This window comes from Streptomyces sp. NRRL F-5630 (assembly GCF_000719475.1).
Lineage (GTDB): Bacteria > Actinomycetota > Actinomycetes > Streptomycetales > Streptomycetaceae > Streptomyces.
Window position 1 is genome coordinate 1 of the sequence record NZ_JOGO01000116.1, and the last position, 10,528, is coordinate 10,528.

Below are 10,528 nucleotides of genomic sequence, written 5' to 3' on the forward strand. Positions count from 1 at the left end.
CGGGACGGGCACCGGTGGGCGCTCCCCGCGGCACAGCTCGTCCGCCGACCACTGCACCGACTTCTCGACGGCTGCCGCTGCCCCTGCAACCGCTTCTAGGGCCTGTTGCGAAAGTGGATCAAGGTCGTGGATGATCACGCGTCGTGGGGTGTGGAGATCTGACGGACGGCCAGTGGGCTCGACTTGAGCCGCTGCTGCCGCTGGGAAAGAGGCCGGGGCGGCCGCCGACGTGGACACGGCGGCAGTTGATCGACGGCATACGGTGGCGGACCAGGACCGGTGCGCCGTGGCGGGACGTGCCGGAGCGATACGGGCCGTGGGACCGGGTCTATGACTTGTTCCGACGCTGGCAGCGTGATGGCACCTGGAAGCGGATCTTCGAGTTGTTGCAGGCCGAGGCTGACGCGAAGGGCCTGATCGCCTGGGATGTGAGTGTGGACTCCACTATCGCCCGGGCTCACCAGCATGCCGCCGGAGCTCGTAAAAAGGGGCGGAGCAGAAGGAGCCTCCTGGCGGCGTCGACACCGAGCCCGACGACCACGGCCTGGGGCGCTCGCGAGGCGGGCTGACCACCAAGCTGCACCTGGCGGTCGAGCAGGGGCAGAAGCCGTTGTCGCTGCTGGTCACCGCCGGGCAGCGGCACGACAGCCCGCAGTTCCGGCCGGTCCTGGAGGGCATCCGGGTGCCCCGCCTCGGCCCAGGCCGGCCGCGCACCCGGCCAGACAAGGTCCGCGCTGACAAGGCGTACGGATCCCGCGCGAACCGCGAATACCTACGCAGACGCGGCATCCGCTGCACCATTCCGGAGAAGGCCGACCAGGTCCGCAACCGTAAGAAACACGGTTCCCGCGGCGGTCGGCCGCCGAAGTTCGACAAGGCCGACTACAAGGAGCGCCACGCGGTGGAGTGCGGGATCAATCGCCTCAAACGCCACCGGGCTGTAGCCACCAGATACGACAAGCTCGCTGTCCGGTATGAGGCAACCGTGCTGGTTGCAGCGATCAACGAGTGGCTGTGACCACTCACACGGCACGCTCCATGCACACCAGTTGATCCCGCTCGTCCCATGATTCGGCGACGGTGAAGCCGAGCCGCTCGTACAGGGCGATGGCGCCTGCCCGCCACTTCCACACCGACAGCCGTACCGTGCTGACGCCACTTTCTGCAGAATGCGCAAGTGCGGCGCTGACCAGGCCGGACGCGATGCCCTGGCTCCTGAACGCCGGGTCTGTCCAGAGCCTCTTGACCTCTGACCGCCCGCCGATGGGGGCGGTCACCACCAGGCAGCCCACGGCGGTGTCCCCGCTGAGTGCCACCAGCACGACAGCGTCCGCGAAGACGGTCCCCGGGTCCAGGATTTCTGCCCGGTAGCGGTCCGGCAGCCCCTCCACATCGGCGACGGCCTCGCCCTTCTCGGCCTCCGTCCGTAGATGGTAGCTCGCCAACAACTCGGCCAGCCCGGCCTCCATAGAAGGGCCCTGACCTGGCCAGCGGACGATGACAACCTCGCGTTGATCAGTCACGACGCCAGCATCACACGACCCATACCGGACACCAAGCGAGACCCTTGATCCACTTTCGCAACAGGCCCTAGGTCGAAGGTCCGGGTGTTCGGCGGCGTCTGGAAGAACGACCATGGCCACATGACGTCTCCTCCCTTTGATATTGATGTCTTCCTCGGTCAGCCGCTCACTGCGCGCATTGCTACCGATGGACCGAGTGTGCGGCCTGTGTGGTTTCTGTGGGAGGAGGGGGCCTTCTGGGTTCTGACCGGGCCGTGGGCCAAGCTGTTTCACCGGGTGAGCGCGGAAGCACAAATCGCTCTTATCGTGGATGTGTGTGACGTCGCTACGGGGCTTGTCCGCCAGGTCATCGCCCGTGGTCGGGCTGAACTTGTCCCCTTCGACGTCCCGCGTGGGCGCCGCAAGTTGGTCCGCTATCTGGGCACGGATGAGTCCCGCTGGGATTCACGCTTCGTCCGCTACCTGCATGATGATCCTGCTCAGCGCGGCACGATGTGGCTGCGGCTGACCCCTTCGTCCCTGACAGCCCACGACTTGAGCTGTACGGTTGCTCGCTGAACTTGTGCTCTGTCTACCAGGATCTTCCGGGCTTGCCTATGGCCTTGAGGGTCTCGGGGCGTTTAGCTGTTTTTCCGACGTCGTAGCGGGGTGCCCGGTGTTTGTTCTTGGAGCCGGGTGGCCGTCCGGGGCCGGTGCCTCGGGGTTGGGGAACACGGGCCGGGCAGGCGAGGGGGGCGCGGATGTTCCTGAACCCCCGGCGGACCCGGGCCGGGGTGAGCCGGTCGCTCTCCAGCCGTTCACCTCAACTACTCTGCGTGTCATGACTTTTGACAATGAGTGGCTGGCTCAGGACTTGATCGCTCGGACGGAACGGGCGGTCGAATCCGTCGCCCACCTCGCGGTAGACAGTCAAATCAAGCCGCATAACCCGTGTCCAGGAACCGGGGTCAAGGCCCCTCGCTGAGCCTGCTGCGCCTGGCAGGACTCATCCGTGAGCACACCGACCTGCCTGACGGCGTCCTCAACGTCGTCACCGGCCCCGGCCAGAGCACCGGTGAGGCCCTGATCACTCACCCGGACGTCAACAAGATCAGCTTCACCGGGTCCACCGCCGTCGGCAAGCACGTCCTGGCGTCCTCCGCCCGTGACCTCAAGCGCGTCACCCTTGAGCTGGGCGGCAAGTCACCCTTCATCGTCTTCGAGGACGCCGATCTGGAGGCCGCCGCGTTCTCCGCCGCGCTGGGCTTCTGCGCGGGCAGTGGCCAGGGATGCGTGGCCGGCACGCGCGTCCTGGTGCAGGAATCCATCCGCGACGAGTTCACCCGCCTGCTCACCGAGAACATGGCCCGGTTCCCCTTGGGCGATCCCTTCGACCCGCAGGCCGTGATGGGTCCCCTGGCCTCCCGCGGCCACTACGAGAAGGTCACCAGCTACCTCGACCTCGCCCGCCAGGCCGGCGGGAAGATCATCGGTGACACCCGCGAGGAGTCCGACGATCTGTTCGTGGGCCCCACACTGGTCACTGGCCTGGACAACACCTCACGCGTCGCCCAGGAAGAGATCTTCGGTCCTATCGCCGTACTGCTGCCGTTCCACGACGTCGAAGAGGCGGTGCACATCGCCAACGACAGTATCTACGGCCTGGCCGCCACCGTTTTCACCAGGGACCTCAGTCGCGCCCACACCATGGCCGACCGCCTCCAAGCCGGAACCGTGTGGGTCAACACCGTCAACCAGATGAGCAGCGGACCGCTTCCCTTCGGCGGGTTCAAGCAGTCCGGCATCGGCAGGGAGCACGGAACCGACGTCATCGACGCCTACACCGAGACCAAAGCCGTCGTCGTCAACCTCTGAGCCCGCCACCGCGCCCGGCCCCCCTTGGCGCCCCGCCCGCGAAGCAGCGCCACGGCGTTCCAGCCCGCGGCCGCCCCCGGCGGGGGCGGCCGCCGTCGTCGGCTCCTGCGGCTGCGACGGCGGCAAACTCATCAATGACCGCAAGCGGCACATCGTGCCCACACGTTCGGCCCGCTGCTGGGCACGATGATCACCGCCGCGGACACCCACGAATTTTCTGCCGCGGACGGCTGGAGCCGCACCGCCGACCATACGGCTCCACCACGAGCCCTCTGGGCGAGGACCGTCGAAGGAGGCAGCTCCCGGCATCCCCTCTCATGCCCAGAGGGCGTCCCCCGCGCACGATCCGCCGTCGAAGCTTCCCTCCTGCTCACTCCTGCGGCCGGGGCGGAGTCGGCCAAACGGCGCCCCGACGGCTGCGAGGATTCCAGCGGGACGCCGAAGGGCAGGCCGCCGGTCAGGTACAGCGGTGGGGCGATGGAGGCCGGAAACGTGGGCTGCGGCAAGGCAGTGCGCGGGTGAACCGTTCCCGACCAGGACGGTAGCTTCCTGCTGCCCGCCCGGCGAAGAGGGAGGAAGTGGCCGGCGGGAGATGGGTGTCAGCCTTGGCGGCTGGGGAGCATGGCCAGGGCCTGGGAGCGCTGTGCGACGAGGTCGTCGTAGGTGCCCTCGCGCTCGGCCCATCGGTGCATAAGGACACCCTCCACAAGGATTTCGCGGGGAGTGGGCTCCTGCGTAAGCAGGTGCATGACCTCCGTGGCGAAGTCCGCGAGCGGCAGCGCGTGCGGGTTCACCTGCTCCTGGCCTGCGGTGGCGACAGCCGGAGGAACGAGCTCGACGACGCCGACGCCAGTGCCATCGAGCTGTGCGCGCAGTGCCTCGGAGTAGGCGTGCACCGCGGCCTTGGAGGCGGCGTAGCTGGGCATCGGCGGGAACGGCAGGAAAGCGATGCCGGAGGTGACGGTGATGAAGGTGCCGGCGCCCTGCCCGACCAGGTGAGGGGTGAAGGCGTCGATGACCCGGATGGTGCCGAGCAGGTTGGTGTCGATCGTCGTCTTTACCGTCTCGAAGTGCGCCAGGTCGTGCAAGTCCTCCAGGACCATGACCCCCGACATCGTCACCACGGTGTCCAACTCGGGGTACCGGGCGAGCACGGCATCACGAAAAGACCCAACGGAGTCACTGTCCGTGACGTCGATGGCGAATGTGCCGAACCCCTCCCTAGCAAGCTCCGACAACGCCTCCTGATTGCGGCCGCCAACGGCCACAGCGCTGCCCGCCGCGGCGAACCGCCGTGCCAGCTCTCGCCCGATGCCTGAGGTTCCGCCGACAATGGCGACGGTGCGGTTGGAGAGATCCATGAAATCTTCCCTTCAGTCCAGGGCGCCGCCGGCGTTCAGACCCGCGGCACAGACAGTGATGCCCTCTGTCTCTCGCAAAACAGTGCTCTCACAGTCTTGGCGGCAGCGGTCGGATGTGGCAGTGCCCCACTCTTCCCTGGTCCTGCTGGGACCCCCTCTGGGACACGCGCACCGCATTACGGTGTTGGTATGAAGGACGAGGCTCCCGGCAACCAACTCGGCACCTACCTCCGGGCCCGGCGCGAGCTGGTCTCCCCGGAGCAGGCGGGAATCCCGCCTGGCAGCAACCGGCGTGTGCCCGGGCTGCGCCGCGAGGAAGTCGCACTGCTCGCCGGGATCAGCCCCGACTACTACCTGCGCCTGGAACGAGGCCGTGACAAGAACCCCTCACCGCAAGTCCTCGAATCGCTTGCGCGGGTCCTCAACCTCGACGACGTCGAACGGACGTATCTGCTCGGCCTCACAGCAGCACGCCCCAGGGCGCCTCGCCGCCAGCGGCCCGAGCACGTGCCGGCGCGGGTGCACGAACTGCTCGCCCACCTTCAGATCCCCGCGTTCGTCGAAGGGCGCGCATTCGATGTCCTGGCCTCCAACCCCATGGCCGTCGCGCTCTCGCCCCGCCTGCGGCCCGGCCAGAACCGGCTGCGTTCCCTCCTCCTCGACCCTGAGGAGCAGGCCTTCCACCAGGACTGGACGAAAGCCACCGCCGACTTCGTCGCCACCCTTCGCATCACCATCGGGGACGACACCGACAACCCCCGGTTTGTCGAACTCGTCGGAGAACTCGCACTGTCCAGCCAGCGATTTCGCACCTTGTGGGCCCGCCACGACGTTCGCCGTCTCGACGGCGGGACTGCCACCGTCCACCACCCCGTCGTCGGCGAACTGCGTCTCCACCGCGACAAACTCCCCATCGACGATGTTCTCCTCGTCGTCTACTACCCCGACAAGAACAGCGACAGCGACGAGAAACTGCGGCTCCTCGCCGCACTCTCACCCACCGACTCCGACAGCACAGGGCGCGGCAAGCCCACGGACACCCCACACCCACGAACCCGTTGACGAACCCGCGCCGTCGCGCGCACCTCGCGTATCGTCCGGCGGGCCTGTTCCTTGCCGGTGGGATCGACGGACCTGATCTCCATGCAGACGCGCTGCAGGCCGGCTTGCTCGTCGGGGAAGTGTCCGCGAGCCGTGACCGCCCGGCGGATCCGCGCGTTTCCCAATACGATCGCGTTCGTCGTGCAGGCGACGCTGCGGGTCTCGGTGGCAACGCCCCCGGCGCCGTCGTCGACACCGAGCCGCGGGTGAACGGGATCGAGGACCTCAGCGGTGACGCGACCGTTCGTGTCGGCCGACACGAAAGCGACGGTGCTCGCCATTGCCGAGTGTGCCGCCGCATGCATGGGGGGCTGCCGGTATCGGGGGGCGGGCGGTCAGTCGGTGGAGGTCTCGGACTCCGAGTGCGCTCCCGGCTCCGTCACCGGCTCAGCCCTCCAGCTGGCCAGCAGCCGCAGCCGCTCCTCCGACGGCGAGCCCGGCTCGGTGGTATAGGTGATCAGGGCCCGCCGGCTGTCGCCTGGCAGCCGGAACGTCTCGAAGCTCAGCTCCAGTGGGCCGACGAGCCCATGCTGCAGCCGCTTGCGCCCGAACGTCTTGTCCCGCACCGTCTGTCTGTTCCACAGCGTCCGGAACTCCGGGCTCTTCACGGACAGCTCGCCTACCACCGCCCGGATCTCTGGGTCGTCCGGGTCCAGACCGGCGCTGAACCGAATGTAGTCCACAGCCTCGGAGGCGACGTCCGGCCAGTCCTGGTACAGCGCGCGTGCTGCCGGGTCGAGGAAGAGGTGTTGCGGGAAGGTGCGGCCCGCCCACTCCAGCGCGGACAGGTCGAACAGCGCGTCGGCCAGGTTGTTCCATGCCAGCTGGTTGAAGGACGGGCCGACGATCACGGCGGGGACATCCGCCATCAGGTCGAGCAGGCGGCGCAGGCCCGGCCGTGCCGTGGCGGACGATGACGCACGCGTCCGCGTCCGCCGGCGCGGCGTGACCGGCCGGGCGAGACGGTGCAGGTGCGCGCGCTCGGTGGAATCGAGGCGCAGCGCGTCGGCCACGGCGTCAAGGATCTCCGCGGAGGCGCCGGCCACATGCCCCTGTTCCAGCTTGCTGTAGTAATCGACGCTCACCCCGGTGAGGATCGCGACTTCCTCTCGCCGCAGGCCGGGCACCCGCCTGCGGCCCGCGGTCGGGAGGCCGACCTCGGTGGGCCGGATTCTGTCGCGGCGCGCCCGCAGGAACGCGCTGAACTCGTTGCCGGTCATGATCCCGAGCCTACCCCTGGGCCCCGGAACCAAGGTGGTTCTGCCGGAACGCGGATAACGCCCACCTGGTTGCGCCGGCCGCCCGCTGCCAGATTGGTCAGCGGGACTTCGACCCGCCAACCGACACAGGAGGAAGAGGCATGACCTACAGGTCTGTCAACCCGTACACCGAGGAGCTGGTCGCCGAGTACGCCGAGCACACCGACGCTCAACTGGAGGAGGTGCTGACCCGCGCGGACGAGACCTTCCGGGTGTGGGGCCGGGCCTCGTTCGGCGAGCGCGGCAAGGTGCTGTCCGCCGCGGCGGACCTGCTCCACGAGCGCCGGGAGGAGCTGGCCCGGCTGGCGACGACCGAGATGGGCAAGCGCTACGTCGAGCTCCTGTGGGAGATAGACCTGTGCGTGCCGATCCTGCGCTACTACGCGGCCGAGGCCGAGCGGATACTGGCCCGAAAGGACATCGCGGTGGCGGACGGCACGGCCCGCGTCGACCCGACCCCGCTTGGGGTGATCTTCGCGATCGAGCCGTGGAACTTCCCGTACTTCCAGCTCCTGCGCATCGCCGCGCCGGTGCTGATGGCAGGCAACACCGTCGTCATGAAGCACGCGCCGAGCGTGCCCGGGTGCGCACTCGCCGTTGAGAAGATCTTCCTCGACGCCGGCGCCCCCGAGGGGCTCTACTCGAATGTCTTCCTGACCAACGAGCAGTCGGCCGGGGTGATCGCCGACCGCCGGATCAAGGGGATCGCCCTGACTGGCAGCGAGCGAGCCGGATCCGCGGTGGCCGCCGCCGCGGGTCGGGCCCTGAAGAAGGTCACCCTCGAGCTCGGCGGCAGCGACCCCTTCCTCGTCCTCGACGACGCCGACCTGGACCTGGCCGTGCCGCTCGCGGTGGCCGCACGGACCATGAACACCGGCCAGGCCTGTGCGTCGGCGAAGCGGTTCATCGTCCACAGCAGCCACTACGACGCCTTCCTCGAGAGGTTCACCGCCGCCTTCGCCGCGATGAAGCCCGGCGACCCCATGGACGAGGCCACCGACTTCGGGCCGTTGGTGGGAGAGGAGGCGCTCGACCGGGCCCTGAAGCAGATCGAGCTCGCGCGCGAGCACGGGGCGACCGTGGCCGTGGGCGGGAGGCGGATCGACCGCACGGGCTACTTCTTGGAGCCGACCGTGCTGACAGGGGTCACGCCGGACAACCCGATCTTCCGGCAGGAGATCTTCGCTCAGGTCGCGATGGTTTTCCGGGTCGACAGCGAGGAGGAGGCCGTCGCGCTGGCGAACGACTCCGACTTCGGGCTCGGCAGCACGGTGGTCTCCACCGACGTGGCGCGGGCCGAGCGGGTCGCCGCGCAACTGGAGGTCGGGATGGTCTTCGTCAACAGGGCCGGCGACGCCGGCCCGGCCCTTCCGTGGGGCGGGGTCAAGAACTCGGGGTACGGCCGCGGTCTCTCCGACTTCGGGATCACCGAGTTCGTCAACTGGAAGCTTGTCCGGATCGCCTAGGCGATCCGGCCTGGAACAGGAGGACCACATGCCATCAGGCTGGTTGGACATCCACGCGCACTTCAGCCCCCCGGGCACCCCGGAGCAGGTCCGGGCCGTCTGGCAGGCGATGTACGACGAGTGCTTCACGATGCCGGAACCCTACGTGTGGAACGTGGACCGAACGTTGTGGCACATGGACCGGACCGGCGTCGCTATGCAGATTCTCAGCCAGGTCCCGCGGGTGCACGGCACGCCGAGTCCCGAGAGCGTCCAGGCCGGCATCACGGCCTCGAATCGGTATGGCGCCTCGCTCGTGGCCGAGCACCCCGACCGATTCGGTCTGCTGGCCGCCCTGCCCACCGATGACGTTGATGCCGCAGTCGCCGAGCTGTGCCGGGCCGACGACCTGGGCGCGGACGGTTACATCCTCCTCGCGCCGTTCTCCGGTGTGCATCTTGGCGCGCCCGAGCTGGAGCCCCTGTGGGGTGAGCTGGAACGGCGGGGAAACCCGATCCTCATCCACCCGGACGCCCACGCGCCCGCTGCGCAGGGCAGGCCGAGCCCGCTGGTAGAGGTCGCCTTCGACACCGCCCGCAGTGTCATCGACATGCTCTACGCCGGGGTGTTCCGACGGTATCCGGAGCTGCTCGTGGTGCTCGGACACTGCGGAGGAGCGTTCCCAGCCCTGTCAGGCAGGATCACCCGGCTGGGCACCGAGGTGTGGGTGCCCAATCCGAACGGCCTCACGCGGGAGGAGCTGCGCGAGCAGACGGCCCGGCTCTACGTCGACACCGCCGCGTCGAGCGCGGACAGCCTGCTCTGGCCCGCGGTGCGTCTCGTGGGCGAGGACCACATCGTGTACGGGTCGGACAACGGCACTCCGTGCACGAGTGAGCTGACCGTCGAGGCCGGCATCGCGGAGCTGCGCGAGTCGACGGTCCTGCGCGCGGGTGCGGCCGAGGCGATCGGGCGGCGCGGCTTCGAGATCTTTCCCGCGGCCGCCCGCCGGGCCGGGGTCACGGTGGGAGCCGGGTCGGGCTCATGAAGTACGGGATCAGCGCCTTCGTCACCGACACGTCGCTGAGCGCGATGGACCTGGCGCGGGAGGTCGAGGAACGGGGGTTCGAGTCTTTGTGGCTGCCCGAGCACTCACACCTGCCCGCCGCAGCCGACACGGATCCCGACAGCTTCTACGCCCGTCTCTACGACCCCTTCGTCGCGCTCGCGGCCGCGGCCGCCGTCACGACGACCCTCGGCCTGGCGACCGGCGTAAGCCTGCTGGCCCAGCGCGACCCCATCTACACGGCCAAGCAGGTCGCGTCGCTGGACCACCTGTCGGGTGGGCGCGTGATGCTCGGGGTCGGCGCCGGGTGGAACCGCGCCGAGATGCGCCACCACCGTGTCGACCCGGCGACCCGCCACCGGCGGCTGGCCGAGCACGTCGAGGCCATGAAGGCGTTGTGGGAGGACGGTCTCGTCCGGTACGCGGGGGAGTTCGTGTCGTTCGCGGACTCCTTCGCGTACCCGAAGCCGGTGCGCAAGCCGCCCGTCCTGGTCGGCGGGATGGGGCCCGGTGTCGAGCGCCGGGTACTCGCCTTCGGGAACGGCTGGCTGCCCATCGGCGTCGCCGCCCGCGAGGCCGAGGGGCTCGGCAGGCGGATCGACGCTCTGCGGCGCAGGGCGACGGAGCTGCGGCGGGGGCGGGTACCGGTCACCTTGGTGAACGCGGAGCCCGGGCCTGCCGCCGAGGATGCCTACCGACGCGCCGGAGTCGACCGGCTCGTCTTCAGCATTCAGGACACCGATGCCGACGTCGTCCGAAAGCGGCTCGACGTGCTTGCGGTACAGAGGCCACCACAGTAACGAGTTGGTGCGTGATAGCGGGTGAGGTGTGTTGGCCTTGCTCACGGCGGCCTTCAGATGTTGGCGGTGCGGTCGGAGACGAGGCCGGCGATGGCGCGGTAGGTGGCGGGTAGGCGGTC

At 68.9% G+C, this 10,528-nt stretch carries 10 protein-coding genes and 1 pseudogene; 7 read left to right on the forward strand and 4 right to left on the reverse strand.

All coding sequences use genetic code 11. The annotated features are described in order from the left end of the window. Positions 1-143: 143 nt before the first annotated feature. A protein-coding gene (locus IF99_RS33025; RefSeq protein ID WP_420705734.1) for an IS5 family transposase occupies positions 144-1,018 on the forward strand; the annotation gives its coding sequence in 2 pieces (ribosomal slippage) (positions 144-533 and positions 536-1,018; 873 coding nt in all). A 4-nt stretch (positions 1,019-1,022) separates the two neighbouring features. Here the strand turns inward: IF99_RS33025 and IF99_RS0128945 are convergent. Then, positions 1,023-1,523, reverse strand: a complete 501-nt coding sequence (locus IF99_RS0128945; protein WP_031001142.1) for a GNAT family N-acetyltransferase — start codon at positions 1,521-1,523, stop codon at positions 1,023-1,025. A 120-nt stretch (positions 1,524-1,643) separates the two neighbouring features. Between IF99_RS0128945 and IF99_RS0128950 the strand changes: the two genes are divergently transcribed. Further along, positions 1,644-2,081 (forward strand): pyridoxamine 5'-phosphate oxidase family protein, encoded by a 438-nt coding sequence (locus IF99_RS0128950; protein WP_031001144.1) that lies wholly within the window; start codon positions 1,644-1,646, stop codon positions 2,079-2,081. A 13-nt stretch (positions 2,082-2,094) separates the two neighbouring features. On the opposite strand, the pseudogene IF99_RS35300 reads toward IF99_RS0128950, so the two are convergent. Beyond that, a pseudogene (locus IF99_RS35300) lies at positions 2,095-2,307 on the reverse strand (transposase); the annotation flags it as partial. 146 nt (positions 2,308-2,453) lie between these two features. Between IF99_RS35300 and IF99_RS0128955 the strand changes: the two are divergent. After that, positions 2,454-3,377 (forward strand): aldehyde dehydrogenase family protein, encoded by a 924-nt coding sequence (locus IF99_RS0128955; protein WP_051703750.1) that lies wholly within the window; start codon positions 2,454-2,456, stop codon positions 3,375-3,377. A 599-nt stretch (positions 3,378-3,976) separates the two neighbouring features. Here IF99_RS0128955 and IF99_RS0128960 read toward each other — a convergent pair. After that, complete coding sequence (locus tag IF99_RS0128960) at positions 3,977-4,738, reverse strand: SDR family oxidoreductase (RefSeq protein WP_031001148.1); 762 nt, start codon at positions 4,736-4,738, stop codon at positions 3,977-3,979. A gap of 189 nt (positions 4,739-4,927) precedes the next feature. On the opposite strand from IF99_RS0128960, the gene IF99_RS0128965 reads away from it, so the two are divergent. Beyond that, complete coding sequence (locus tag IF99_RS0128965; protein ID WP_031001150.1) at positions 4,928-5,800, forward strand: helix-turn-helix transcriptional regulator; 873 nt, start codon at positions 4,928-4,930, stop codon at positions 5,798-5,800. Between the two features lie 374 nt (positions 5,801-6,174). Here the strand turns inward: IF99_RS0128965 and IF99_RS0128970 are convergent, their stop codons facing one another. Then, the gene (locus IF99_RS0128970; RefSeq protein ID WP_051703751.1) at positions 6,175-7,059 is read right to left on the reverse strand and encodes a helix-turn-helix transcriptional regulator; all 885 of its coding nucleotides are present in this window, start codon (positions 7,057-7,059) and stop codon (positions 6,175-6,177) included. 140 nt (positions 7,060-7,199) lie between these two features. Between IF99_RS0128970 and IF99_RS0128975 the strand changes: the two genes are divergently transcribed. From IF99_RS0128975 to IF99_RS0128985, 3 genes are read left to right on the forward strand one after another with little or no spacing between them, the layout of a single operon-like run. Further along, a complete protein-coding gene (locus tag IF99_RS0128975; protein WP_031001154.1) occupies positions 7,200-8,564 on the forward strand; it encodes an aldehyde dehydrogenase family protein in 1,365 nt (454 codons plus the stop codon). A 28-nt stretch (positions 8,565-8,592) separates the two neighbouring features. After that, positions 8,593-9,591 carry an amidohydrolase family protein gene (locus tag IF99_RS0128980; RefSeq protein WP_037827947.1) on the forward strand — a complete coding sequence of 333 codons (999 nt, stop codon included), beginning with the start codon at positions 8,593-8,595 and terminating at the stop codon, positions 9,589-9,591. Further along, positions 9,588-10,409: a TIGR03619 family F420-dependent LLM class oxidoreductase gene (locus IF99_RS0128985; protein WP_037827948.1), complete on the forward strand. Its 822-nt coding sequence runs from the start codon at positions 9,588-9,590 to the stop codon at positions 10,407-10,409. The genes IF99_RS0128980 and IF99_RS0128985 overlap by 4 nt, the downstream gene beginning before the upstream one ends. Positions 10,410-10,528 lie beyond the last annotated feature (119 nt).